The organism is Pseudoalteromonas sp. PSi26, from assembly GCF_054960575.1.
In genome coordinates this window covers 63,328-89,697 of the sequence record NZ_JBHNYT010000006.1, presented here as the reverse complement: position 1 = coordinate 89,697, position 26,370 = coordinate 63,328, and the positions used below count along the sequence as shown (strand labels likewise).

Here is a 26,370-nt window from a genome sequence, read left to right as displayed (position 1 = left end):
TAATTAGGTTTCTTAATTGTTAAAAATACGCTAAAGTTTAATTAGCATATTTATATGACAAATTATTTAAAGGAGAACAGAATGCGGCTTAAAGGTTATCTAAAAAAGCTTCTATGCTTTTGGGGACTTCATTTATTAATAATTAGCTTGCCAAGCATTGCAACAGAACAGCAAGCAGCGCAGGCATGGCAAGATCCAAGTATATTTAGAGTCAATAAACTCCCAGCCCGCGCGTTCTATTACCCTACAGCAAATGAGCAAAGCGCATTTACACTGGAGCCTTGGCAGTTAGATAACTATAAATTACTAAATGGGCAGTGGAAGTTTAACTGGGTTGACTCTCCTAGTAGAAAACCAAATGGATTTGAAAAAGTAACCTACAATGACGCAAGCTGGGATGAAATAGCCGTCCCTGCAAATTGGGAGCTAAATGGTTACGGTTCTCCTTTTTATCACTCTCACTACTGTTTAATACCTAATACTGAGCAAATTGAGCTACCGCGTAATTATAATCCTGTTGGCTCATACCGAAAAATAATTACCATTGACGAAAGCTGGAATAATAAACAAATTATTATTCATTTTGGGGCGGTAAAGTCGGCGTTCTATATTTATGTAAATGGTCATCAAGTTGGTTATTCAGAAGACTCTAAAACTGCTGCCGAATTTGATATTACGCCATACGTTTCTAAAGGCGAAAATACCTTAGCATTACAAGTTTACCGCTATTCAACTGGGTCTTACTTTGAATGCCAAGATATGTGGCGTATGAGTGGCATTGAGCGCGATGTATATTTATATGCAGCGCCAAAAGTGCGTATAAGTGATTTTGAAGCTAATACCACTTTGATAGACAACTACATAAACGGTGAGCTAACGCTAACCACAACAGTACAAAACCACACTAAGCAAACCCAAACTAACTTTGACTTACTCGTTTCACTGTTAGACGCAAACGATAATGTAATGATTACTAAAACGTTGTCAGTTCCTAAAATAAAAAAGCAACAAAGTACGCAAGTAAAAACAGTGTTTAAAGTCAATGATGTACTGCCTTGGAGTGCTGAAATTCCTAACCTTTATAAATTAAAAATAGGCTTAAGTAATGGTAATGATGAGGTTGTTGAGTGGATCGGTAAATCAATAGGCTTTAGAAGCAGTGAATTAAAAAATGGTAATATTTTAGTTAACGGCAAACCAGTTTTATTTAAAGGTGTAAATAGACACGAGCACGACCCAGTAACAGGACACGTCGTTTCTAAAGAGTCTATGGAAAAAGACGTTGCATTAATGAAAGCCTTTAATATTAATGCAATACGAATGGCTCATTACCCGCAAGATCCGTACATTTATCACCTTGCAGACAAATATGGATTATATGTTATGGACGAAGCTAATATTGAGTCACATGGAATGGGAGCTGCAAACCAAGGTAAGTACGACCCCTCGGCACATTTGGTAAATAAGCTTAGCTGGCAAAATGCATACATAGATCGCATTTCAAACATGTATCACCGTTCTAAAAATAACCCATCTGTTGTAATGCGCTCACTGGGAAATGAATCGGGCGATGGTATTAATTTAGAGGCGTCATACGATTGGCTAAAGCGTCAAGCCCCAGGGTTTCCAGTTGTATCTGAACAAGCACAGTTAAGGCGCCACACCGATGTATACGGCCAAATGTATGCGCCAATCCAGTCGGCTGTTCGCTATGCTAAAACGAAGCATGATGTATCAAGACCCATGATCTTAATTGAATACGAACACGCAATGGGTAATTCGTTAGGTAACCTTGAAGAATATTGGCAGGCCTTTGAAAAATACTCACAGTTACAAGGCGGTTTTATTTGGGATTGGGTTGATCAAACTTTTGCCATGAAAAACAGTAAAGGTGAGATTTTTTGGGCATATGGTGGCGACTTAGAGCCTCCATTTGCAGTAAGCGCAAAAAGTTTTGCTGCAAATGGGTTAGTTTACGCCGACAGAACGCCCTACCCTTATTTGTGGGAGGTTAAACAAGTACAGCAAAACATCGACTTTGAGTTAACGAGTAAAACGCCTTACGAAATAAACGTAATTAACAAACAGTTTTTTGCCGACCTGTCTGACTTTACTTTGTCATGGCAGCTAATGGCCAACGGTGTTGAAGTAGAGCAAGGTGCAAACCTTGGTATCAATGCCAAACCACAAACATCTCAGCGTGTTAGTTTGCCAATTAAAACAAAACTAAAAGCAGGAATTGAATATTTTTTAAATGTACAAGCTGTTCTCAAAAACGCTAAAAACACATTGCCAACGGGTCATGTGGTTGCGTCAGAGCAACTAGCATTAACAGGCTTTGCACTGACTAATAATACAAAATCAGCCTCGTTAAAAGTAAAGGATTCTGAAAATTCTTTAGCTTTTTCTACTAAAAACGCTCAGTTTACGTTTAACAAAAAAACAGGCTTATTAAATGAAATTAATGTCTTTAGAAAGCCATTACTAGCCAATAGTGTAGACCAACCTGTGCAGCCTAACTTTTGGCGTGCGCCTACCGATAATGATTTACCGCAAAAGGGATATGGTGACTCGTTTGCTGTGTGGCAACACGCGGGATCAAATACAACACTGACTAGTTTTAGTAGTAAAAAAGTATCCTCAACACAATACAAAGTAGAAACAGAGCACACATTAAATAACGTTGAAAGCAGGTATTTCACAACTTATACAATAAATGGCAATGGCGTAGTTAATGTAGACGTTTACTTTTATGCTGCACCTCATAATTCGTACTCAGCCTTACCTCGTTTAGGTATGCAGTTTGTTGTTAACGAGAACTTTAAAAATGTACAGTGGTATGGCCGAGGGCCTCACGAAAACTATAGCGATCGTAAGTCATCGGCTTTTGTTGGCTTATATCAATCTGACGTTGATTCTTTACGTGTACCGTATGTTCGCCCGCAAGAAAACGGTCATAAAACGGATGTAAGGTACGTTACTTTTTATGATGATAAAGGCTATGGTGTTAAGTTCTCTGGCGATCCCCTAATTGGCTTTAATGCTTCTTTCTTCAATATGCACGACTACGATAAGAGTACTGAACAAGTTAATCGGCGCAATATGCACCCAACAGATTTAACCAAAGCTCCGTACATTTTTGTAAATATAGATTATAAGCAGCGTGGTGTGGGTGGAACGGATTCGTGGGGTAGTAAACCCTTGTACGAATATGAGCTGCCATGGTTAGACTACAAATACAGCTATAAAATTGAAGCTGTTAAGGTAAACGCTAAAAAATAGCTATACATAAAGCTTTAAATGACTACCCTAAGCCCGCTTTTTCCCCTTAAATAGTGGGCTTTTTTTATGTTAAACATGCTAATTTAAGCGTTTGAAATAGAAGGAACGTTAAATGAACATAGGTATTTATATATATGATGATGCTGAAGTGCTCGACTTTTCAGGCCCATTTGAAGTATTTAGTACGGCTAAACGTTTAGCTAAAAACGAGTGGAATATATTTTTAGTCGCGCAACATAATCAGCCGGTCAATGCGAGAGGCGGCTTCAGTGTAAACCCCCATTACAGTTTTGCTGATCATCCTCCTATAGATTTATTGTTAGTGGTTGGCGGTGTCCATAATAACGAGCTCACTAAAGCCGCTGTTATTGATTGGATAAAGCGCACAGCTCAGTTAGCTCCGGCAGTGGCATCAGTTTGTACCGGGGTATTTTTATTAGCAAAAGCAGAGCTATTAAATGGTAAAAATGTAACAACCCATTGGGAAGATATAAACGAGCTAGCCGCTTTGTTCCCTTTACTAAATGTAATGAGTAATAAGCGCTGGGTAAAGCATGATAAATTTACAACCTCCGCGGGTATTTCTGCAGGTATCGATATGAGCTTACATTTAGTAGCTGAGCATATAAGCCCTGAGCTTGCAGAGCTAACAGCAAAACAAATGCAGTACACCTGGTCCAAAAGTATTTAATCACCCTCTAACAACCTATTATAAAAAATGAAGTTTACTGATTAGCAAAAGCAATACAGCTTAAATGTACCTATTATGCGATAAGCATACTGATATAAAGCAAAAAAGTTTGCTAAATTAAGATTGGTTAATACAAGTATGTATTGCTAAATCAACTTATTGCAAAACTCATAAAATAATAGCAGTAAGTAAATATCACTTTAGGGATTCACATGACATTACTTAAAACCTCGGCACTTGCTTTTTCTATATTAGCGGGGCTGTCTTTATCTGGCTGTTCTATGACTCAAAATACTCCATCTACTTTGGCCTCTGCTGAAATAGTCACGTCACTTTCACTCGCTCAAATTTATAAAGATAAAGAATTTAAAACCCAGCGTAGCACTTACTTTAAGTGGCTAGATGATGGCACCGGCTACACCGTACTTGAAGAGCGCGAAAGCGAAAAAGAAAGAGCAGACGATAACAACGTCGATGACGAAAAAGAGCACGGCGTAAAAGGCAACGACATTGTATTTTACAATGCTGACGGCACAGGCCGTAAAGTGCTGGTTGAGTTTGAAAAGTTACTGCCAGAGGGCGCAGACGAGCCATTTGCAATCGAAAGCTATCAGTGGTCAAAAGACGGTAAATGGCTGATGGTATTTACCAACAGTGAGCAAGTTTGGCGTTCGCGCAGCCGAGGCGACTTTTGGTTACTTAACCTTGAGACTAACCAATTACAGCAATTAGGGGGTAAAGACGTTGAGCCAACTAAGTTAATGTTTGCTAAGTTCTCGCCAGATAGCTCAAAAGTGGCTTACGTACGCGACAACAATATTTACATGCAAGCGGTTGGCAGTCACGATGTAACCGCGCTCACAACCGATGGCAGCGCTACCCTTGTTAACGGTAATTTTGATTGGGTGTACGAGGAAGAATTTACTATTGCTGATGGTTTTCGTTGGAGCCCCGACAACAAATCAATCGCCTATTGGCAGCTTGATACCAGTGACGTTAAATTTTTCACTATGATCAACAACACCGACGAACTGTACCCTACTCTTAAAAAATTCCCTTATCCTAAAGCCGGTGAAACCAACTCTGCCGTGCGTGTTGGTGTGGTAAGCCTTGCTGATAAACAAACCCGTTGGGCTGAGCTTGAAGGCGATAACCGCGACCGTTATATTCCGCGTATTAGCTGGGCTGGCACCGGTAATGAATTAATGATTCAAGACTTAAACCGCCCGCAAAGCCATAACAAAGTGTGGTTGTTTGATTGGCAAAAGCAGCAACTGACTAAAATTTTAGAAGACAAAGACGATGCGTTTATCGAATGGTTTTATAAAGCAAACTGGTCAAAAGACGGCGAGTTTTTTATTTGGCATAGCGAACGCGACGGCTGGCGTCATCTTTACCGTGTATCGCGCGATGGCAAAACTATTATCGACCTAACCCCTGGTGATTACGACATTATTGATATGCTTACCATCAATGAAGATAAAAACGTGATGTATTTTATTGCCTCGCCAAACGATCCTGGTCAACGTTATTTATACAGCACACCGCTTGATGGCAGCAGCAAACCGGTACGGGTCACACCTGCTGGGTTTGAAGGTTCAAACAGTTACTACATGTCAAAAGATGCCTCATGGGCAATGCATACTTACTCAAAATTTGGTACGCCACCGACTAAAGAGATCATTAAAGTGAGCGATCATAGTAATGTAAAAACCTTAGTTGAAAATACAAAGCTCAAACAAAAGCTTGCTGAGCAAAGCTTACCAAAGCATGAGTTCTTTAATGTAAACGCGCAAGATGGTACCGAGCTTGAAGGCTATATTATGTTCCCAGAAAACATGGATAAAAGTAAAAAATACCCAATTGTTTTTTACGTATACGGCGAACCATGGGGCTCAACCGTGCAAGACCGCTGGGAAGGCAACAGTTACCTGTATAAATCACTGTTAACGCAAAAAGGCTTTATTGTGGCATCGGTTGATAACCGTGGTACACGTGCACCAAAAGGCCGCGATTGGCGTAAATCAATCTATAAAAAAATTGGCTCAATTACCGTGCAAGACCAAGTAGACGCCCTAGATGCTATGGCTAAGCGTTGGGATGTAATAGACACTGACCGCGTTGGCGTGTGGGGTCATTCAGGCGGCGGTAGCTCAACCCTTAACTTACTGTTCCGCCACGGTGATAAATTTAAAGTAGGCATTGCCTCAGCACCCGTGCCAGACATTCGTTTGTACGACACCATTTATCAAGAGCGTTATGCGGGTAACCCAAATACCGATCCTGAGAGTTACGATAACACCTCGCCGATTACCTTTGCTAAAAACCTAACTGGTAAGCTATTGCTTATTCACGGCACAGGCGATGATAACGTGCATTACCAAGGCTCAGAGCGATTAATTGACGAGCTTGTAAAGCACAACAAGCAGTTTGAGTTTTTCTCATACCCAAACCGCTCACATAGCTTACGTGAAGGCAAAGGAACCACCTTGCATTACCATACTATGATGGCTGACTTTTTTGAAAAGCACTTACTAACCAAGTGACCGCTTTAAAAAGTAAAATACTAAAGCCGCACACTCATTATTAGTGTGCGGCTTTTTTAATCAAAATGGTGCGGGGGTTTCAAAGCGTTCGATGGGCTCATTGCAACAAAACCCAACAAGAAAACACTGCTCAATGGTAATAATTGAATCGTTTAATACTAAACATAGCTTGGAATTAGAGAGGTATTAAAAAAGTAGCATCCTTGCTACTACAAGTGCGATATTAAGAGCTTGGTTGCGAAGGTTGATACTTATTAACGAGAATGTGCTGCAAACTTTTAAGTGCCCGCTTTATCGCTTGCAGCATACTTCGTCCTTTTGTATTTACATTAATACTGGGTAGCCCAGGTACAAGAATATTAATTTTGCACTGCTGCAAAGTGCCGTGGCGATCACTCGAAAGATCATTTATTTGAATCTCCACTTTGCGAATATTTAAAGCATGTTTTGCCAATTGTGTTTTGATCAGCTTTAAAAGCGACATCTTTTCACTAGCGTTAATTATCTTGTTTTTAACTGTAAGTTTTAGCTTCATGCAATTACACCTTTTAATAGTACCTATGTTGCAGGCATGACTGTAATCTACTAACTTAGAGGCAAAGGAAAAAGCTGATTATTTCTTACTTTAAAACAGGTATTTTCGAATGATTACCAACATCAACTACAATCACTTATATTATTTTTGGCAAGTAAGTAAGCACGGCAGCATTGCAGCGGCGAGTAAAATACTTAATTTAACGCCGCAAACGGTCAGCTCACAAATTACTAACTTAGAGCAACGACTAGGAAAACCACTGTTTGTTCGCCAAGGGCGGGGTCTGCAGTTAACGGAGTTTGGCCATGTTACACAGCAGTACACCAATGATATGTTTGCTATTGCCCACGAATGGCTCGAAACCACGCAAGGTGATACCACGCACTATTCACGAACGTTAAAGGTCGGTATTTCAGATGTGTTACCCAAATCACTGGTGTCAAAGTGGCTAGCCCCTTTAATTAATAACGACCGTATTACCAACTTACACTGTATTGATGGCCAACAAGATGAACTGCTTGCACAAATGGCGATTCATAAGCTTGATTTAGTGTTAGCCGATAAACCGCTCGATACCACTTTATCGTTTAAGGCGTTTTGCCATGAAATAGGCAAAAGCCAAATCGCTCTTTTTGGAAACAAAACATGGCATTCGCAGTTACATAAGCAGTTTCCGCAATCTTTAAATAACAAGCCTTTAGTGCTGCCTGCAAAAGAAAGCCCCGTTGCGCGTGCTATGTATTATTGGCTGCAAGAACACAAGATTGAAATGACAATAGCTGGCCATGTTGACGACAGCGCATTAATGAAGTCGTTAGGTGAACAAGGGTTTGGCATATTCCCTGCGCCTATTTCGGTAAGAGCCGAAGTAGAGCGTCACTACGACGTTAATTATATTGGTACAATTGAAAATGTTTATCAGCATTATTATGCTTTTACGCCCGACAGGCTTATTAAAGACAGTATTTATGATGAATTTATAAAGCACGCTCAAACAACGTAAACTTATCGCTATTCGTCACGTAGTTATCAATGTGTTTAATTAAGCGCCCTATTTTTAAATGCAAAACTGCATTTAAAAAAATAAACATTTCCTCATTTAGCTTTATATTAAATTTTTAAAGTGGGTTGTGACTTTTAAATCATTAAATTAATTAGACTTTATTAAATATCAGACCTACCAGTACAAACTATAAGCATGTTCTAAAAGCGTTGAATATTATTCAGGTTTTATATGAATAAACTGCATAGCTTACTTTATTAAATAGAAATCTAGACGTCTAAATTGACTTGTGCCTCTCATCAGCAACTAATCAATATTACTAAATTAATGAATTCACTCAAGCGTGAATCTGTCTCATGTTTTACCTGAAATAAACCCGTTTTTCTTCATGCTGCATACCGCGTATAAATTTATTAACTCTGCAAAGCACACGACTGCTTAACCTTTATATCGGTTTACAGCCAGTTAATAAAAGCAGCAACCAGTCAAATTGAAAGGATACGGCTATGAGCACTGATCTTACATTTATTATTAAAAGCACTAACTTGGATGAAAACTACCATCCATCAAATAACACACGTATTACGACCAATTTCGCTAATTTAGCAAGGGGTGAAAGCCGCCAACAAAACCTGCGTAATACCCTAAAAATGATCAACAACCGCTTTAATGCACTGGCCAGTTGGGATAACCCGCAAGGGGATCGTTATGCGGTTGAGCTCAAAATCATTTCGGTTGATTTAGACATTGCAGGCAGTGGCCAGGCATTTCCGTCAATTGAGGTATTAAAAACCAATATTATTGACCGTCAAACCAACGAGCGAATTGAAGGCATGGTGGGTAATAACTTTTCATCGTATGTGCGCGATTACGACTTTAGCGTGTTATTGCTTGAGCATAACAAAAGCAAACCGCAATTTAGTATCCCTGATAATTTTGGTGACTTACACGGTAAGTTGTTTAAATGCTTTGTAAACTCAAATACCTATAAGCAGCATTTTAAAAAGCCACCGGTTATTTGTTTAAGCGTGTCTGATAACAAAATCTATCAGCAAACCGAAAATTTACATCCTATTTTAGGCGTAGAGTATCAGCCTAATGAGTCGTCGTTAACAGAGCAATACTTTAAAAAAATGGGCTTACAAGTGCGCTACTTTATGCCACCAAACAGCGTTGCACCGTTAGCGTTTTACTTTTTTGGTGACCTACTTAACGACTACAGCAACCTTGAACTAATTAGCACTATTAGCACCATGGAAACGTTTCAAAAAATTTATCGTCCAGAAATTTATAACGCTAATGCCGCCGCAGGTAGCCGTTATAAACCGAATTTAAAAAATGACGATCATTCGTTAACGCAAATTGTGTATGACCGCGCAGAGCGAGGTCAATTAGCGGTTGAGCAAGGTAAATTTACCGAGCGGCACTTTATTAAGCCTTATCAGTCAGTACTGCAGCAGTTCTCAGCAAGTATCGCTTAATCACACAACAAAATTAAAGGCAGCATTTATTATGAAAAAACTATTACCCACATCATCAGCTGGTAGCTTGCCAAAACCGTCATGGCTTGCTGAGCCCGAAACCTTATGGTCACCGTGGAAATTACAAGGTAGCGAGCTGGTAAATGGCAAACACGACGCCTTACGTATTTCCCTGCACGAGCAACAAACCGCAGGCGTAGATATAGTCAGCGATGGCGAACAAACTCGTCAGCACTTTGTAACCACCTTTATTGAACACTTAAATGGCGTTGATTTTGAAAACCGTAAAACAGTTAAAATTCGCGACCGTTACGATGCCAGCGTACCCACAGTGGTTGGCCCTGTGTCTCGCACTAAATCGGTATTTGCTGAAGACGCCAAGTTTTTACGCCAGCAAACCAGCCAACCAATTAAATGGGCATTGCCAGGGCCAATGACCATGATCGACACCCTGTATGATGATCACTATAAAAGCCGTGAAAAACTAGCATGGGAATTTGCTAAAATACTCAACCAAGAAGCCAAAGAGCTAGAAGCCGCTGGGGTTGATATAATTCAATTTGATGAACCCGCTTTTAACGTGTTTTTTGATGAGGTGAACGACTGGGGCATTGCCTGCCTAGAGCGAGCTATAGAAGGGTTAAAATGCGAAACCGCCGTGCATATTTGCTACGGCTACGGCATTAAAGCCAACACCGATTGGAAGAAAACCCTCGGCACCGAGTGGCGACAATACGAAGAGGTATTCCCTAAGCTGCAAAAATCGAATATAGATATTATTTCGCTCGAATGCCAAAACTCACAGGTACCCATAGAGCTACTCGAACTGGTACGCGGTAAAAAAATAATGGTGGGTGCAATCGATGTAGCCACCAATACTATAGAAACCCCTGAAGAGGTTGCCAAAACCCTACGCGAAGCGCTTAAATATGTAGATGCCGATAAACTCTACCCCTGCACCAACTGCGGCATGGCCCCCCTACCCCGCGATATAGCAAACGGTAAGCTAAACGCTCTAAGCAAAGGCGCAGAGCTAGTGCGTAACGAGCTATTAGCAGCCAGTTATTAGCAGCGAATGTCGCTTAATTTTAGTTATAGCTGTTGCAAAAAGCCACACCTTAACACATGTTGAGGTGTGGCTTTTTTAATCAAAATGTCATGGGGGTTTACAGTTAAATTATAAGGTTAAAGGCAAAAGGTGTTAGGTGAAAGGTTTTAAGTTTGTTGAGTGTTGGTTGGATTGAGTGCAACAAACCTAGCAAAAGTAATTAAACCTAACCGAGCCGCTAGGTATTATTGATTGGAAAGTACCTCATTTACAGAGAACGGTAACTTTTAAATAAGGTGCGCAGGCACGTGGGGCATAATGGCGAAGCAGCCTCGCGTGTTTGCGTCCCAGCGAACGCAGTGAGTGACTTAATTTTTTTGTTATGTGGCATTTACTCGCACCTACTTCCTTTGTCTTTAACCACATAAGTAGCAAACTTACCAGATTCACTACCTGCTATAAGCTCATGCTCGAACCGACCATCCAGTACATCAAACCAAAAGCATCTAATTTGTTTGTTTCGGTGATTAACCGAAATATCTTTTATTTTTTCATGAATTTCAGGGTCATCTAATAGTAGCTCGCCAAACAAAAAAGAAGCTTGAGCTTTGTAAGTGTTGGGAGTTTCAGCATTAAGCAATTCCAAAACAACAGATTTGTAGCGGTGTTTATTACGAATAAATAACTCTGTTGCCCCATCGTCCATACCAGAACCTAGAGAGTACATCTTGTGGAGTAAGAACACTTGAGCCTGGTTGCTAAAGGCAATAATCGCAATCAAAGCTGACGTTAAAACTACAATTCCAATAAATATTTTCACTTAACCTTCCATGCGACATAATGCTTCAATCAGCCGACGCTTTAGCGGTCGGCTGAATTGGTTTGTTATAGGAATCTTCACCAACTTGAGTTTTAATTTTCTCTAGTATAGAAACTAGCATTTTCCGTAAATTATCACTTTTTATGGAATTAATAATTTTTTTTCTATCTTTTCCCGGTTTCTCAAGAAGTTGAAATACCAGCAACTCTAAAGCAGGACTAAATAAATCTTCTGTCACCTCTCGAGCTACATCAAGAGATTTTTTTGCCAATTCTGAGCTATCGCCAGCAGCACCTACTGCTGTATTTATTAAAGTATCTTCTTGCTCAACTTTTGGCCTATTTTTGGATAGTTCAGAAGTAAGCAATTGTTTAATGTCAACGTTATTTACCTTCAAATAATGTTCAGGGTTTTGGTAGTCACCTGGAGCGTATAATACATGATTATTGAAATATAAGACTATGAAGAAGAGAGTCACAATTAAGGAGGGAAAAGCCATTACAAAGTAAAGGAATATTTCTTGTAATTCCTTAGGCAAACCAAGAAGAGCGACTGTTGCGAGAGCTTCAGCCAACCCGGCAAATATAGCAATAATGGTTAATGGATTACTGACTTTCATTAATACTCTCTATAACGCCCGCCTAACACGCAATGTGTTGGCGCGGCTTTTTGCGTTGTTTGCCAAAACCGTGACAACTTAACATTGACGGAGTTTAGGCGCTTGTTAGCTGGATAATAATTAGTACAGCAATTATTAATATATAAAAATTAAATCCCCACTGGGCTACATGTCCAACCCAATAGAGTTATCTTCGATAAACTATAAATTTCTTGGTTTGGATAATCTTCAAATTCCTTTTTAAAAATAAAGCTTCCATATCCTTTACTTAAACTGGGCTTAAGCCTAAACCTTAAACGTTCATGCAACTCAGGATCTACACGCTTTATTATTGAGAAAAATTTAAACCATAGAATAATAGTAATAACTAAACCTAAACCAAATATCGCACCAAAGACTAAAGCAATGTGAAATGTGAGCTCCATATTCAGTATCCAGCTAACAATTTAATAGTGCGCTCATCGCGCATATTTCTGCCGATGCCACGCTCATTTTTCTACTTTATATAGTTTTAGCAAATAACCTAAGGTATTACTATCATTAAGTTTTCTAAAAATTTAAAGTAAAGTTAAATAGAACAATATGCGCTCTTTGCTCATTTTTAAAAATATGTGAGCAAAGAACTGTTTGATGAATTGATTAGCTATTATATTCCTCCAATCTCAATGCTCAGTTTTTGCTCACACCTGACTACTCACAAGGCTATCTCGAAAAGACAGGCTAATAAACCCTATTACTTAATTTCATTTATAACTTGCACTTATAAACTCAACAGCCGTTCTAGCCATTCTAAAACGAGCGAGTATCTCGGGTTTGAAAGTGCTGTTTCCTTAATTAAAATGTTGCGGGGTTTCTGTTAGCGTTTATGGCGCGGGTGTTGTTGCTGCACCTTCTTATATAACAAATTAACAACGTTGAGCAGTCGTTCAAAGTAAGTTAAGCTCGAAACAATTAGGCTACAAGTAACTTAAATTTTGGGAGCAAACATGGCAACCACACTCGCATTTGACGTATACGGCACGCTAATAAACACCCACGGCGTACTATCTTTACTTGAAAATATGATTGGCAATAAAGCGCAAAACTTTTCAAATACATGGCGTGAAAAACAGTTAGAGTATTCGTTTAGGCGCGGCTTAATGCAAAACTATGTTCCGTTTTCAGTGTGTACTAAACAGGCGTTAGACTACGCTTGCCTAGCGCATAAAACTCCACTCTCTGATGATCAAAAACAGCAATTGCTTGAGCAATATAAAATTTTACCCGCCTTTGATGATGTTAAAAAAGGGCTTGAGCAACTTAAAACACAAAATTACCGGTTGTTTGCATTTTCTAATGGCGCTGCTGATGCGGTAAATACTTTGCTCGAAACGGCAGGTATAGTTGATTATTTTGAAGGTGTTGTAAGCGCCGACGATATGAAAACATTTAAACCAAACCCAGGTGTTTACAGCCACTTTTTACGCGAGGCAAATTCAACGGGTGCTAACACGTGGCTTATTTCGAGTAATCCGTTTGATATAACCGGAGCTATTTCGCATGGCATGCGCGGTGCGTGGATAAAGCGTTCTGAGGATTCTATTTTTGATCCATGGGAAATTCAGCCAACCACCACTGCAACCGATTTAGTTGATTTAAAAGCCAAATTAGTAAGTTAAAAACGAGGCCCTTTTTTAAGCCTTATCAAAAACCAACACTGTAAAGGGGCTTTACGGGCGCAGTTACACGCGCCCTAGCCTGATTTTATTGCTTCAATTACTGTATTCATGCGCTTTGCCATTGGCCTATTACGGTGATGGCACACATAAATATTTTCGCTAATCGGATTAGCTAAATGGTGCGTTTTTATCAGTCCGGGTTTATTAAATGCGCTAACAGCATGCGCAGGTAAAACCGTAAAACCCAACCCTAAACTTACCGGCTCCAGTATTAAACTTATTTGGTTAGAAAACCCCGTTTGTTTAATTTGATCAACATGTTCAAACTCACTGTAGTTTTCACTTAGTAGCAGCTGCGCGTGGTGTTTTGCATCGGGGTGGCCAATAAAGCCAAGCTCACATAAAACCTCCCACGTTGGGTTTTTAATATGTGCAGGGGTTAATAATAATAAAGCTTCTTGACCAATTTTGTGGCTAGTAACTTCGCTAAGGGTTGGCGCTTGAGTTAGAAACCCAATATCGGCACTGTGGTTTGCCACCGCTTGTTCAACACTGGTATTTGGAGCAAAGCGGTAATCTATAACTAGCTCCTTGTGCTCTACTTGCAGTGCTAATAGTTGATTGTAAAACTTTAGCCCACAACTACCAGGCGACTGTATTTTAACTAAACCGCTGAAAGGCGAGTCATCTTTTAATTGTTGTTCTAAAAACTGCCATTCTTTTAATAATAAGCTGCCTTGTTGATACAAGTTTTGCCCATGTAGGGTAAGCGTAAACTGTTTGCCGTGGCGCTCTAATAGCGCACAGTTTACTTGCTGCTCTAGCTTTTTAATGTGCTGACTTACGCCAGATTGGGTCATAAATAAGCGCTCGGCGGTTTGGGTAAAATGATTTACCTCAACCAACGTGCAAAACGTGTTTAACCATGTCGGGTTTATCATTACAAAACATACTCAAAATGATGATTAATGATAATTTTACTTAATAACGCATGGTTCGTAAACTAACTCCATCAACTCGTTACAAAACAAGCCACACGTTAAAGAGGACAGATTATGAGTCATACATATCCACGTAGTTTTTCGCACATTGGAATTTCAGTACCAGATGTTGAAAAAGCCGTAGAGTTTTACACTAAGGTGATGGGCTGGTACACCATAATGGAGCCTACCGTGATCACTGAAGATAACAGCCCCATTGGCGAAATGTGCACCGATGTATTTGGTCCAAATTGGGAAAAATTTAAAATAGCGCACCTTTCAACAGGCGACCGTATTGGTGTAGAAATTTTTGAATTTAAAGACCAAGAAAACCCTAAAGACAACTTTGAATACTGGAAAACCGGTATCTTCCATTTTTGTGTACAAGACCCAGATGTGGAAGGTTTAGCGGACCGTATTGTTGCTGCAGGTGGTAAAAAACGTATGCCAGAGCCACGTTACTACTACCCTGGCGAAAAGCCGTACCGCATGATCTACATGGAAGACCCGTTTGGTAACATCCTTGAGATTTACAGCCACAGCTACGAGCTTATTTACAGCGCAGGGGCTTATTAAATAGCACTTAGCTTAAAAAGTACTTAGCTAAAAGCAAAGGCCGCAGTATTTATTTACTGCGGCCTTTTTGTGTTAAATAGATTTGTAGATTATTAGTTTGGCTAATTTATGGGGGGAGAAAATCAACCTCTTCATTTGATTGATTATAGGTACATACACTGATAGCTTACTAATTACACTAAGTGGATCTGAAGGAAAAACATGAATCTGTCACTGGAAGACATCACCGCCGATAACTACGAAGCCATATGCGATTTAGAGGTTGCTAAAACGCAAGAAGAATACGTAGCGTGTAATATGTGGTCGTTAGTTGAGGCGCACTACAATAGCGGGTATACCTGTAAAGCTATTTACTTAAATGGTGTACCAGTAGGCTTTTTTATGTGGGTACAAGAAACCCCTGCAAAGGTTTCTATTTGGCGCTTTATGGTTGATCAAACTTATACCAACTCCAATAAATAGCTGCTCTATTTTACTTGCTAAAACAACCCATTTCTTTGTTTTAAATTTCGCAAAGGGAACAACCATTTACAACAATTTACGCCTAGAACTGAATTGTTTTTTCGGCGTAAAATTTAGAACACATACTTAATGGAGTTGGTATTATCAAAATAAAGGCATTGGGCGCAAAGCACTGGCTATGGCAATTGAAGAGATTAAAGCAACTCCTAAGCTTGAACAAATCGAGATTTGTTATAACCCGCAAAATCCTGTTGCTAAAAACTTTTATACAAGTTTTGGGTTCGAAGAAGTTGGCCTCGATGAGGATGACGACGATATGTTAGCGGTTATTAAAATTAGCAGCTAACTCATTCATAATTAGGCCGCTAATTTTAAGGAATAATAGTTGTAAGGAAAGATTGTGATCATAAGGTTATTTACAAAGAACGATTTTTTAGCCGTTCAAAATATTTATCAGCAAGGTATTGATACCGGCAACGCGACCTTTCAAACTGAAGCGAAAAGTTGGCAACAGTGGAATAGTTCTATGCTCAACTGTTGTCGTCTTGTAGCAGTTGAGGATGAAAAGGTGCTTGGCTGGGCCGGGTTATCTGCCGTTTCTAGCCGTGAGGTATACTCGGGCGTTGCCGAGGTAAGTGTATATGTTGCAAACCAAGCCCAAGGTAAAGGTTTAGGGCACGCATTGCTTTGTGCACTCATTAATGAATCAGAAAGCAACGGTATATGGATGCTACAAGCCAGTATCTTCCCTGAAAATACTAATAGTATTGCTTTACATGCTCGCAATGGTTTTAGGCAGGTTGGAAACCGAGAGAAACTAGGTAAATTAAATGGTGTGTGGCGCAATGTAATTTTAATGGAAAGGCGCAGCGCCATAGTGGGTTTATAATCACACAAACAGCGCATTAAGTACGTATGTGCCTTTGACTAGTATTAAACCATATTAGCGGCCATTGTGGCCGCCGAAAAAACTAATCAATAAAGCAAAATATCATGACAATTATTATCAATATTCTAGGTTATCAAGTGACTGCTGAGTGCGATGAGCAGACATCGAAGGTTTTTAATGTCTGAAGTCAAGATTTGCTCCCATTCACTTAATTAGTAAATAAATCAAATACATTACCTAGCGTACTAGCTTTACCACGATAAAATTCAGTGTAAGTACAATTAGAACAAATAACTGCTGTAAACTTGCGATTTTGCATATCAAAAACTTTAGACCAACCACTACCTGTGGTAGCAATTGTATCTGTGTCGTAATCAGTACAATCACATTTCGGGCATTTCCAATTCTTCGACATAGTAACTCCTTGTTTGATGAAAACATTAATACTTATAAAAAGCCTGTAGACTAACTCGTTTTTTATTTGCTTTTGTTAATGAATCAACCATAGCCGAGTTCCTATTTTGGTTCAATCAGTTATCGCTATTTTACATCAAATATAAGATGACAATGCAGTTGTTTTAATTGGCGTTTTGGAAGGAATTGCGGCGTTTGCGTTGCTTTATTTTAGGTTAAAAGGGCTTTCCCTCATACATGCAGCCTGTATAAAAGCCGAGGGGCAAATCTTGACTGCAGACAATATGAAGCACGAACAAAGCCAACTGTTTTTTGTCCACGCTTTTAATTTGCCTTGTTAGCAATACATTGCACACGTTTCATATAGCCATTCTTAGTTAAAACCTGAGAGCCCGATGGGTAACTATTAATAAGAAGAGCGCCACTTTCCAGATGCCATGTTGATACGGGCATACCGACTAAGCTATATAACTTTTCAATTTCAAAATCTGAGTTTATGAAATGAATATCACCATAATTCCACGATAAATGGGCTAAGCCTGATGTGACAACTAAACCGAAAGGCATTTCAAAAATATCTTTTACATTCATACGCTCGATGAGTGTGATCTTATCGTTTTCATCGATTAAAAGTAACTCACCTCAGAATTCACCATTATTACTACCTGTGATGCTCTTTTTCCCCAAGTTTATAACTACATGTGGCTGTATTATTTGGTGCTCAATAGCCGTTTTTTCATCGGAGTAAGGTGAGCTTCTAGGAAAAGACTTTTTGTACTTACCTGTCGCTCTATCCAAAAGTTCAAGCTTCCATATTCTTGGCTTTGAATCATTTTGTGTAGATTCAAGAAACTCTTTTACGCCAACCTCTGTAACCTCACTTTTAACAGTACCTTTTAATACTGTTTTATTAAGATATTTAGTAGGTTCATAAGAGGCACAATTTATCTTTTCGAATACATTAGCAAATGAATTGAAGGATAATATGAGTGCAATAATGGTAAGGTATTTCAAGAAACATCCTTGTTATTGCTAACAGTTTTATTAGAAGACACTTTCCCTATTTTAGCGCGAAAACATCCTAATGTTGTGAGCTCATATTAATAACAAATACTATAAGTTATTACCAGATATATATATTATGCTTTCTGTAGCTTATATAAACATGTAAAAAAGAGGAAAGTTTCCTCTTATTATTACTAAACAAATGATGACTCAACTGAATGACTACTTCTCGCTCATTACCGAGGCTCATCTAAGTGCCATTAGCAGACATCGACTTTAATGTCTTAAGTCAAGATTTGACCCCAATCACTTATATATATAATGCCATCCATGCCTTCAGCACTTATATTTGATTCATTTTTAATTTTTATAATAGGTATTTGAAAGGATATTCTGTAACGCCTATTGATTTGGGAGAATATCTGGCTTGCACATTCTATTAAGTCTCTAGTCATGTCTTGCTTAATAGGGTTACGGATTGATTCTAAATATTCATCACAATCTAAGTTTTTACGTGGGTTTAATAAATCGAACAAATTAAGCTCCGAAAATGAAATGAGTAAGCTAACGCCCACATAAGGTGCGATAACACATGGGCTAAAATTTGGAGCGAAGCGACACTTCCCATACGTTAGCGTCCTAGCAAGCTTGCGAGCGACTTAATGTGATTGTTATGTGCTACTTAAACTAATTCTAGTTACTTTGGTAGCCTTTTCCCTTATTTTTTCTTTAGGTAAGTTTTTCAAATAACCTTCGTAAAGACTTTTTCGCTTCTTATTCTGCATTTCTTCAAGTTTGCCTTTTAATGACGAAATAAGCTTAAGAACCATATGATAAAATGAAATATCTAATCCTCCTGAGTGAGCTTCTAGGCATAAAATTTCTGAATTTATTTCATAATTTTTAGACAGTAAAATTAATGAAACACATTTTTCGTAGGGAGACGCTCCCCCATGTGCGATATATTCATTTCTCATCTCCATCAAATCTTCATGAGTTGCTTTGAGTTCATCCGGAAAGTCGCTTATGAGTTGTTTTTCAAGTTTCACTCCTCTAGGCTTCTGTTTTGACTTTTTGCCACCCGAAGAATTTGCAAAGCATTTGCAATAAGTAACTATAGCTGACTGATGTAGTGATTTAGCAATTATGAAATTATTGTTCGAATGTCCACCGTACCCTTGAAGCTCTTCCTTAGAGGTTTTAGATATAAAATCAATTAAATAAGAGAATGTCGAAAATGCTGAGTTTAGGTCTTTTTCAATAAGGTTGTAAGCGGACAGTTTTTCTCCAAGCGTCGTGTTTACTAACATATGCTCTATAGGTTTTGCGTTTTGCTTAAAGGAGTATTCAATATAACTTTTATCGTAATTAGTATTCCTTGTCACAGAGATATTATTTATTGACGATAATTCTAAAGGTTCTTCAAAGGTAATTTTCATTAATACATCCTTGTGAATTTGAAAGGCACATAACATTTTAGTATTTATGCGACACGCAGTTTGTGTTGCATAATCGCTTGTTGGACTGAGGCGCTACCTGCTCGGTGTGTCAGAGTTGGTGTTGTTTATGCTATGGGAATTTGCTTTTTAGAGACTCTCACTTTCCTCGCTAATTTAATCAGCTTAGCGAGTGTTATGTAAGCTTTCCCTGCATTACTCAGCGTTTATTATGTATTCATTACACCTAAATTCTGCTCGATTAGCAATTATATTTTTGTACACAGTTGCTATTACTTAGTTAAATTTCTAAATTGCACTTATAAACTTAACAGCCCCTCTTCCCACTCTAAAACAAATCGTATATCTCGGATTTCAAAAACCAAAGGGGTCACCCATTCACTTGTTCAGGCAAAAAATTGCGGAGCGTTTTTTTGTCCTGTGGCTGCTTTTGTTAGTTTTCTATTACTGATAACAACTTACCGTCTATTGAAAGGCTACCGTCTCGAATCAAAACGTCACCTGACCAAATTGAACCATAAAACCTATTATCAAAGTACAGTTCTTTCTTGTACTTACCTATAACTTCAAGCACATGCTGATTTGATTTGGTTCCAAATATAATGGTATGTCTCAACGGCGACGGGGATGATTTACCAACCGTAGATATTGGCATTAAATCTGGAGCATAAGGTTCGATAATTTTAATTGTAAGCCCCGGATGAGTGACGTTATATTCAACCCAGTCATCGCTAATTCTTTTTCCAGTATCCGCACCAGTGACACCTAAAATACCAGCGCACCCAGTAATGAGTAATACAATACTGACAGTGACTAATTTACTTAAAGTGTTCATCTACTCTCCATTGAAAACTAACATTTTAATAGTGCGCTCATCGCGCATATTTCTACCGACGCTACGTTCATTTTTCTACATTATATAGTTTTAACAAATTACCTAAGGTATTACTATCACTAAGTTTTCTAACTATTTTAGGTAAAGTTAAATTAACCAATATGCGCGCGTCGCTCATTCATTTTCATGAATGGATGCGCAAAGCGCAGTTTGACCAATCAATTATCTACGATATTTAGCCAATCTCAACGGCTGCTTCTCGCTCATAACAGCCTGTCATGCCGTTATGAATATCAGTCGAAACGCTAACTTCAGGTATCAGTCACTACACGTAACGCTTCAATATTGAGCAGTGGCTGTCATTGTATATAGGGTTATAGATTAATTAACTGCAAAATCGCGAGTTTCTAAATAGCTTGGTACGCTTTTAAAACAGGCCTTTAGCTTACTTGCAAGTGTTGTGGTTACTGGCGCATCACATTTTAACTTGCCATTATATTTCCCGTTAGTTAGTGCTACTAAACTGAGTGAGTCATAGCTTGGTTTACTTTGTATTTTATGAATCACCAACCCCTGCTCTGCTGAAACCTCTATTAAATCAAACTCTTCTTTTTCAGGTTGTGTTTTAGCGAGCTTTTTTACATATAACGGATTTTTAAAGGTCAGCTTTATCGAAAATAAAGCCCTACCTCCGCGCTCAAAATGGCCATTAAACACAGTAGTATTTAACGTGGGTGTCATCTTATTTATTAATAAGTTTAAATCAAATTTGGTTGGTAAAATGGTGATCTGAGTTTGTTTTTTTAGTGACTCGTTTAGTGCTTTTTTGATTATTTTAAGGTGGGTGTCATCTGTAGTTACTTCGTACACTATTTGGTAGTTGTGTGGGGGGGCGTATAAAGGCATGTGGCTGGCAAGTACTTTATCGCCGGCTAATATAAGCGCCATGCCATGAAACCCCACATAACTGTGGGTTTTATGTGTGTTGTGTGCATTGTGCTGAGGGGCGCTTGCAAGTGCTGCGCTCGACAATAAAATAAAAAATAGCAGTATGTGTTTCATGTTAATGCTCAAAAATAAATATAGCGCCACTATAAGCTGATTTTTATATATAAATAATCGATAATAAGTTGTTAGTTGTTTCCTGTTAATCAATACGGTTTGGTGCTATGCATTTAGATGACATTGAAAAAGTAATCCATATGGCGAGTTCGCAAAACCTGCACACAACCGCTAAACATTTTAATATTACCCCAGGGGCGCTGTCTAAAACGCTAAAAAAGGTTGAGGCAAACTTAGCCACAGAGCTGTTTAATCGTGTTGGCAAAACCTTAGTACTTAATGATAAAGGCAAAGAGTTTGTTAAGCACAGTAGTGATTTAGTTCATAATTACCAGCAGCTTACTAGCCGCTTTAAAAGCGATAATCACAAATTTAATGCAGTTATTGCAGGCCCTGCCATTTTACTTAAAAGTGGCTTAAAAAAGTTACTTCCCCCCCTTAGCAACCTGCCTTGTTCGGTACGTATTAATAATGTATTTGAAGGTGAAGCTATAAGCCAAGTTGCATCAGGCGCTGCGCATATTGCGCTAGTAACTCGCGAGGCATTAAATAATAGCTCACACGCTAATTTAGTGGCGGTTGATGTATTTAATACTGGGTTTAGTGTGGCTGGATCCGCTGGGCATCAGCTAGTAAAAACTGGTTCTTTAACGCTTACTAAAAATCAATTACTGCACGCAGCTTTTGCATGCCCGCTGTTTTCGCCATTGTGCGGCCTTGAACAAGGAATAGGCTCCGACGGCTGGCAAGACGATATTGCACCGCGCAATATTGTATTTAGATGTAGCGATTACAGTGCATTAATAGAGGTGGTTCAAAGTGGCTTGGCGTTGGCGTATTTACCAAATTTTGTGATTGATGATTTAGGGCTCACAAAATTAACTGTAAAGGGGGTTAACAGTCATTACAGTGAAGACATTGTGTTAATTTATAAACCATCGAAGGCCGATGGGTGGCTTAATAAACTCATGTATTCGTTATAAAAAGCGCTTTAGCCACTACACTAAAGCGCTTTAGGATGAAAACTACATTACAAATAGCAAGGTGGTTAAAAATACTAATCCGCAACAATACTTAATCGCTTTGCGGGGCTAAAGATGGAAATACCTGCGTAAAAAAACTCTTATTTACGACTGCACAAATGCAGAAGGTAGAGCGAAGCAGGAGCAATTGCCGAGAGCAACTAAATAACAAATATTTTGGCTGGCTATCAACACGTTTTTCCACACTTAAGTAGATCACTTAATCAAGCGAAATGGTACAAGTACAATTAACCGACAATACAACAAAATAAATTACGTTATATTATAACAAAAATGATAGCACAATAAATTAATAAGCAATACTTTTTTTATTCCTACAAACGGCTAATTATTACACTGGCGACTCTGGTGGCATCACGTTAGTATGGTGCTCTACTTATAGTTACATAACGATAAAAACATGACTTTAAAAACAAACGCTTTGATTTACTTTTTAGCCTTTTGCAGTGGCTTTTGCATTATGGGGATTGAGCTTTTAGGAGGGCGTATTTTAGCGCCTTACTTTGGCAGTAGTGTACATATTTGGGGCAGTATTATTACTGTGTTTATGCTTAGCTTGTCGTTTGGTTACTTGCTTGGCGGTAAGCTTAGTACAAAAAATGCGTCGCTGACTAAATACGGATTAATATTTTTAGTTGCGAGCATTATGGTTGTGCCTATTACGTTGTTTGCTGAGCCCATAATGGCATTTATTTTTACCCATATTGAAGATAGCCGTTATGGCTCGTTACTCGCTTCTACTGCGTTGTTTTTTATTCCAACCATTATACTAGGCATGATTTCGCCGTACTCAGTAAGGTTGCTGGTTACCGACAGCGAAAGAAGTGGCCAAGTTGCAGGTATTTTGTATTTTGTAAGCACGCTTGGCAGTGCCCTTGGGACTATTATTACTTCGTTTTACTTTGTACTCGCGTTTGATGTAAACACCATTATTAGTGCCTTTGCTACTACGTTGGGTGTGTTAGGTGTTGTTGCAATTGCTGTAAACAGTGTTGCTAATAATAAGGAGCTTGCGCATGCTTAAATATGTACTTTTAGCACTTAGTGTGTTTTCGGGCGCTGCTTTAGCTAATGTTATTCACGAAGAGCGCTCTTTATACCGAAATATTATTGTTGATGAAACTCGCGATTTACGCTGCTTAAAATTTAACACTAAAAGTAGCCAAACAAGTCAAAGTTGCATGTACAAAAACGACCCCGACAAGCTCGTTTTCAACTACACAAAGCTTACTTTTGCGAGTTTATTAGTAATCGAAAATCCTAAAAATGTATTAATTATTGGGCTTGGGGGAGGCACATTGTCGAATGTTATTCATGAGTTATACCCTGCGGCTAAAATACACAATGTAGAAATAGACCCCGCTGTATTGAGTGTGGCTCGCGACTACTTTAGCTTTATTGAAAACGATAAAGTGACATCTAGTGTTCAAGATGGCCGTATTTTTATTAAACGCGCGGCTATTAAAAAGAAAAAGTACGATTGGATCATTCTTGATGCGTTTAACGGTGACTACATTCCTGAGCACCTGTTAACCAAAGAGTTTTTTGAAGAGGTTAAAGGTGTGTTGGCTGATGGCGGCGTAGTTGCTGCGAATACATTTTCGAGTAGTAAACTATACGAGCACGAGTCGGCAACTTACCATAGCGTGTTTGGCGATTTTATTAACGTAAGCCGTGCTAATCGAAGCAACCGTATTATTTTAGCGGGTTTTAAAGCTATGCCAACTAAGGCTCAACTTAACGAACGTGTTAAAGCGCTTGGGCCCAAGCTTAAAAAATATGATGTAGATATAAACGCCATAAGCAATTACATGCAGTACACAAAAGATGAGCAAGATTGGCCTAAAAATACCAAAATTCTAACCGACCAATACTCTCCTGCTAACCTACTTAACTTTTAATATGTAATGCGCCTTGCACTAATATGCTAGGCGCATCCATTTAGGTTTATTGCTAAAACTTAATATTACCGCGCAATGCTTTTGTTTGGCCGTGTTTGGTTTTTTTATCCATGCGTTTACGCTGCGAGTTACGGCTTGGCTTGGTTGCACGGCGGGCTTTATTGACCTTGGTAGCGCTTAATATGAGATCTTTTAAGCGTTTTAACGCGTCTTCGCGGTTAAGCTCTTGGGTACGGTGGCTTTGTGCTTTAATGATGAGAACCCCCTCTTTGGTGATCCTCGAATCGTTTAAAGCAAGCAAACGTTCTTTGTAAAAGTCTGGCAATTTAGAGCGGTTAATATCAAAACGTAAATGAATAGCGCTGGCGACTTTGTTAACGTTTTGGCCACCGGCACCTTGAGAACGAATAGCTGTGAGCTCTAACTCCCACTCATCAATAGTGACTGTATTTGAAATTGTTAACATTGCGTTCAGTTTCCGTTGCTAAAAATGCATTGTACCATTTGTACATTGACTTAGGGTGAATAAGCTAAATAGGCGGTTAATGCAAAGTTGAGTATACATTTACGCCAATAAATAAATTTAGATTGGCATAGGCAATTATTTAGTTTTTAATTGCGCAGCCCTTATACGGGCCTAATATAATAATCGATTTTCGATAATAGGAAGTACCTGCATGAAAAAATTACTTGTATCACTGAGCTTGTTAGCAATGAGCTTTTCTGGTTTTGCTAAAGATATCACCGAGGGTGACTTACAAAGCTACATGAAAGCCTTACCTGCTGTTACAAGCTGGGCGAGCTCGCAAGATGCGTTAAAAAACGTTGACTTAGGTAGCATGCTAGGCGCAACCGCAGATCAAACTACAGCAGAACAAGGTGCGCTTGCAAATACAGCCCTCAATATGATTAAAGAGCAATCACTGTATAAAAGCTTTGCGAGCGTAACAGCTCGCTATGGCTTTACGCCTGAGCAGTTAATTACCGTGGGTTCTGAAGTGTCTATGGCGTACATAGAAAATCTTAAGTCTGGTTTGTCTGATGAAAATAAAGAAACAGCAAACAAATTAATGGGTGGTTTTCAAAGTATGAAAAGCACTAAAGATAAAGGCGCTACATCGTTAATGGGGTCGTTAGGTAATGCGTCAAGCGCTGCTGATACAACCGAGTCACTTGTTAGCGAAAGTAATTTGGCATTAGTAAGTGAATACATGCCACAGCTTAAAAAGTTGTTTGCACTTTTATAAGTATTAAACAATTAAAAAAGGTGGCATTTGCCACCTTTTTTAATACCTAAAATTTATAACACTCACGACATTTTACGAATTGTACTAAGTGGTGCAATGCGTAAAATCCAATGCAGAAATGCCCACGGCCAGCTTGGCACAAAGCTGTTGGCTTTTTCTTTATTTATTGCTTTTACCAGTGCTTTGCAGCCAGTTTCGGTATCAACAATAAACGGCACTGTTTTTACTTTTTCGTTTATTTCGCTTCTTATAAAACCTGGGTGTACACAGCTTACTTTTATAGGCGTGTGCATTACATCTATGCGTATGCCCTCACTTAATGAGGTAATAGCCGCTTTAGTGGCAGCATAAACGGTCATGGCGCGCCTAAAACCACGTACAGCACTAATAGATGAAATAGTCACTAAATGACCATGGTTTTGCGCTCTAAAAATTTCCATTGCGGCTTCAGCTTGCGCAAGTGCAGCCACAAAGTTAGTTTGTGCGGTTTGTTTATTGGCATTAAAGTAACCCGTACCAATAGAAGCACCCTTGCCCATCCCTGCATTTATAATTACTCTATCAAGGCCGTTTAGCTCTTCTTTAAAGGCATTAAATACGCTAAATACTTGTTCGTGATCGTTAACATCAAGTACTTTTATGCTAATGGTTATATTTGGGTTTATTTGTTCAAGCTCACTTTTTAGCTGCTCTAACAGCTCAAAGCGCCGAGCACATAAAGCAAGATTACAACCTTGTTTTGCAAACTCTTTTGCCATGCCTTTGCCTAAGCCTGAACTTGCACCTGTTATTAGTATGTTTTTGCGCATAATTAGA

Annotated in this window: 27 protein-coding genes and 2 pseudogenes; 15 read left to right on the top strand and 14 right to left on the bottom strand. The window is 38.9% G+C overall.

All coding sequences use genetic code 11. The features are described 5' to 3' along the window. The first annotated feature begins 81 nt into the window (after positions 1 to 81). The 3 genes from ACFI34_RS08185 (at position 82) to ACFI34_RS08175 (ending at position 6,519) form a co-directional block, all read left to right on the top strand. Positions 82 to 3,282, top strand: a complete 3,201-nt coding sequence (locus ACFI34_RS08185) for a glycoside hydrolase family 2 TIM barrel-domain containing protein (protein ID WP_462673123.1) — start codon at positions 82 to 84, stop codon at positions 3,280 to 3,282. Positions 3,283 to 3,394: 112 nt separating this feature from the next. After that, on the top strand, positions 3,395 to 3,973 hold the full coding sequence (locus ACFI34_RS08180) for a DJ-1/PfpI family protein (RefSeq protein ID WP_462673122.1): 579 nt from the start codon (positions 3,395 to 3,397) through the stop codon (positions 3,971 to 3,973). A 212-nt stretch (positions 3,974 to 4,185) separates the two neighbouring features. After that, positions 4,186 to 6,519, top strand: coding sequence for a S9 family peptidase (locus tag ACFI34_RS08175; RefSeq protein ID WP_462673121.1), 2,334 nt, complete (start codon positions 4,186 to 4,188; stop codon positions 6,517 to 6,519). A 223-nt stretch (positions 6,520 to 6,742) separates the two neighbouring features. On the opposite strand, the gene ACFI34_RS08170 is transcribed toward ACFI34_RS08175, so the two are convergent. Beyond that, positions 6,743 to 7,054 (bottom strand): hypothetical protein, encoded by a 312-nt coding sequence (locus tag ACFI34_RS08170; RefSeq protein ID WP_008130547.1) that lies wholly within the window; start codon positions 7,052 to 7,054, stop codon positions 6,743 to 6,745. A gap of 109 nt (positions 7,055 to 7,163) precedes the next feature. Here ACFI34_RS08170 and nhaR point away from each other — a divergent pair, with 109 nt between their 5' ends. The 3 genes from nhaR to ACFI34_RS08155 all read left to right on the top strand — a co-directional run bounded on the left by nhaR (position 7,164) and on the right by ACFI34_RS08155 (position 10,607). After that, the gene (nhaR, locus tag ACFI34_RS08165) at positions 7,164 to 8,057 is read left to right on the top strand and encodes a transcriptional activator NhaR (RefSeq protein WP_305398628.1); all 894 of its coding nucleotides are present in this window, start codon (positions 7,164 to 7,166) and stop codon (positions 8,055 to 8,057) included. A gap of 506 nt (positions 8,058 to 8,563) precedes the next feature. Beyond that, positions 8,564 to 9,538 (top strand): DUF1852 domain-containing protein, encoded by a 975-nt coding sequence (locus ACFI34_RS08160; RefSeq protein ID WP_462673120.1) that lies wholly within the window; start codon positions 8,564 to 8,566, stop codon positions 9,536 to 9,538. Between the two features lie 31 nt (positions 9,539 to 9,569). Further along, on the top strand, positions 9,570 to 10,607 hold the full coding sequence (locus ACFI34_RS08155) for a methionine synthase (RefSeq protein WP_462673119.1): 1,038 nt from the start codon (positions 9,570 to 9,572) through the stop codon (positions 10,605 to 10,607). A 370-nt stretch (positions 10,608 to 10,977) separates the two neighbouring features. On the opposite strand, the gene ACFI34_RS08150 is transcribed toward ACFI34_RS08155, so the two are convergent. From ACFI34_RS08150 to ACFI34_RS08140, 3 genes are all read right to left on the bottom strand, one after another. Then, positions 10,978 to 11,406: a hypothetical protein gene (locus ACFI34_RS08150; RefSeq protein ID WP_462673118.1), complete on the bottom strand. Its 429-nt coding sequence runs from the start codon at positions 11,404 to 11,406 to the stop codon at positions 10,978 to 10,980. Between the two features lie 25 nt (positions 11,407 to 11,431). Beyond that, a complete protein-coding gene (locus ACFI34_RS08145) occupies positions 11,432 to 12,025 on the bottom strand; it encodes an ArsR family transcriptional regulator (protein WP_462673117.1) in 594 nt (197 codons plus the stop codon). A gap of 149 nt (positions 12,026 to 12,174) precedes the next feature. Next, the gene (locus ACFI34_RS08140; protein WP_462673116.1) at positions 12,175 to 12,450 is read right to left on the bottom strand and encodes a hypothetical protein; all 276 of its coding nucleotides are present in this window, start codon (positions 12,448 to 12,450) and stop codon (positions 12,175 to 12,177) included. Positions 12,451 to 13,011: 561 nt separating this feature from the next. Here ACFI34_RS08140 and ACFI34_RS08135 point away from each other — a divergent pair. Then, on the top strand, positions 13,012 to 13,683 hold the full coding sequence (locus ACFI34_RS08135) for a haloacid dehalogenase type II (protein WP_462673115.1): 672 nt from the start codon (positions 13,012 to 13,014) through the stop codon (positions 13,681 to 13,683). Positions 13,684 to 13,757: 74 nt separating this feature from the next. Here ACFI34_RS08135 and ACFI34_RS08130 read toward each other — a convergent pair whose 3' ends face one another. Further along, complete coding sequence (locus ACFI34_RS08130; RefSeq protein WP_462673114.1) at positions 13,758 to 14,624, bottom strand: LysR family transcriptional regulator; 867 nt, start codon at positions 14,622 to 14,624, stop codon at positions 13,758 to 13,760. Positions 14,625 to 14,738: 114 nt separating this feature from the next. Between ACFI34_RS08130 and ACFI34_RS08125 the strand changes: the two genes are divergently transcribed. The 4 genes and pseudogenes from ACFI34_RS08125 (at position 14,739) to ACFI34_RS08110 (ending at position 16,590) form a co-directional block, all read left to right on the top strand. Beyond that, positions 14,739 to 15,239, top strand: a complete 501-nt coding sequence (locus tag ACFI34_RS08125; protein WP_008130525.1) for a lactoylglutathione lyase family protein — start codon at positions 14,739 to 14,741, stop codon at positions 15,237 to 15,239. Positions 15,240 to 15,440: 201 nt separating this feature from the next. Further along, positions 15,441 to 15,683 (top strand): annotated as a pseudogene (locus ACFI34_RS08120) (GNAT family N-acetyltransferase); the annotation flags it as partial. A 160-nt stretch (positions 15,684 to 15,843) separates the two neighbouring features. Next, positions 15,844 to 16,047 (top strand): annotated as a pseudogene (locus ACFI34_RS08115) (GNAT family N-acetyltransferase); the annotation flags it as partial. Between the two features lie 54 nt (positions 16,048 to 16,101). Beyond that, positions 16,102 to 16,590, top strand: coding sequence for an N-acetyltransferase family protein (locus ACFI34_RS08110; protein WP_462673113.1), 489 nt, complete (start codon positions 16,102 to 16,104; stop codon positions 16,588 to 16,590). Between the two features lie 208 nt (positions 16,591 to 16,798). Here the strand turns inward: ACFI34_RS08110 and ACFI34_RS08105 are convergent, their stop codons facing one another. From ACFI34_RS08105 to ACFI34_RS08075, 7 genes are all read right to left on the bottom strand, one after another. Next, positions 16,799 to 17,005, bottom strand: coding sequence for a zinc ribbon domain-containing protein (locus tag ACFI34_RS08105; RefSeq protein WP_006793268.1), 207 nt, complete (start codon positions 17,003 to 17,005; stop codon positions 16,799 to 16,801). Positions 17,006 to 17,328: 323 nt separating this feature from the next. Then, positions 17,329 to 17,595: a hypothetical protein gene (locus ACFI34_RS08100; protein WP_462673112.1), complete on the bottom strand. Its 267-nt coding sequence runs from the start codon at positions 17,593 to 17,595 to the stop codon at positions 17,329 to 17,331. Positions 17,596 to 17,646: 51 nt separating this feature from the next. Continuing rightward, positions 17,647 to 18,018 (bottom strand): hypothetical protein, encoded by a 372-nt coding sequence (locus ACFI34_RS08095; protein ID WP_462673111.1) that lies wholly within the window; start codon positions 18,016 to 18,018, stop codon positions 17,647 to 17,649. Positions 18,019 to 18,293: 275 nt separating this feature from the next. Next, positions 18,294 to 18,545, bottom strand: coding sequence for a hypothetical protein (locus tag ACFI34_RS08090; protein ID WP_462673110.1), 252 nt, complete (start codon positions 18,543 to 18,545; stop codon positions 18,294 to 18,296). 135 nt (positions 18,546 to 18,680) lie between these two features. Further along, positions 18,681 to 19,448, bottom strand: a complete 768-nt coding sequence (locus ACFI34_RS08085) for a hypothetical protein (protein WP_462673109.1) — start codon at positions 19,446 to 19,448, stop codon at positions 18,681 to 18,683. Positions 19,449 to 19,899: 451 nt separating this feature from the next. Continuing rightward, a complete protein-coding gene (locus ACFI34_RS08080; protein ID WP_462673108.1) occupies positions 19,900 to 20,301 on the bottom strand; it encodes a hypothetical protein in 402 nt (133 codons plus the stop codon). Positions 20,302 to 20,682: 381 nt separating this feature from the next. Then, positions 20,683 to 21,363, bottom strand: a complete 681-nt coding sequence (locus ACFI34_RS08075) for a hypothetical protein (RefSeq protein WP_462673107.1) — start codon at positions 21,361 to 21,363, stop codon at positions 20,683 to 20,685. Between the two features lie 107 nt (positions 21,364 to 21,470). Between ACFI34_RS08075 and ACFI34_RS08070 the strand changes: the two genes are divergently transcribed. The 3 genes from ACFI34_RS08070 (at position 21,471) to ACFI34_RS08060 (ending at position 24,307) form a co-directional block, all read left to right on the top strand. Further along, positions 21,471 to 22,346 (top strand): LysR substrate-binding domain-containing protein, encoded by an 876-nt coding sequence (locus tag ACFI34_RS08070; protein WP_462673106.1) that lies wholly within the window; start codon positions 21,471 to 21,473, stop codon positions 22,344 to 22,346. A gap of 460 nt (positions 22,347 to 22,806) precedes the next feature. Further along, positions 22,807 to 23,430 (top strand): fused MFS/spermidine synthase, encoded by a 624-nt coding sequence (locus ACFI34_RS08065; RefSeq protein WP_008130517.1) that lies wholly within the window; start codon positions 22,807 to 22,809, stop codon positions 23,428 to 23,430. Then, positions 23,423 to 24,307 (top strand): spermidine synthase, encoded by an 885-nt coding sequence (locus ACFI34_RS08060; protein ID WP_462673105.1) that lies wholly within the window; start codon positions 23,423 to 23,425, stop codon positions 24,305 to 24,307. The genes ACFI34_RS08065 and ACFI34_RS08060 overlap by 8 nt, the downstream gene beginning before the upstream one ends. A 52-nt stretch (positions 24,308 to 24,359) precedes the next feature. Here the strand turns inward: ACFI34_RS08060 and arfB are convergent, their stop codons facing one another. Further along, the gene (gene arfB, locus ACFI34_RS08055; protein WP_006793276.1) at positions 24,360 to 24,773 is read right to left on the bottom strand and encodes an alternative ribosome rescue aminoacyl-tRNA hydrolase ArfB; all 414 of its coding nucleotides are present in this window, start codon (positions 24,771 to 24,773) and stop codon (positions 24,360 to 24,362) included. A gap of 211 nt (positions 24,774 to 24,984) precedes the next feature. Between arfB and ACFI34_RS08050 the strand changes: the two genes are divergently transcribed. After that, complete coding sequence (locus ACFI34_RS08050; protein ID WP_462673104.1) at positions 24,985 to 25,554, top strand: short-chain dehydrogenase; 570 nt, start codon at positions 24,985 to 24,987, stop codon at positions 25,552 to 25,554. A gap of 62 nt (positions 25,555 to 25,616) precedes the next feature. On the opposite strand, the gene ACFI34_RS08045 is transcribed toward ACFI34_RS08050, so the two are convergent. Next, positions 25,617 to 26,363 (bottom strand): SDR family oxidoreductase, encoded by a 747-nt coding sequence (locus ACFI34_RS08045; RefSeq protein WP_170865589.1) that lies wholly within the window; start codon positions 26,361 to 26,363, stop codon positions 25,617 to 25,619. Between the last annotated feature and the right edge of the window lie 7 nt (positions 26,364 to 26,370).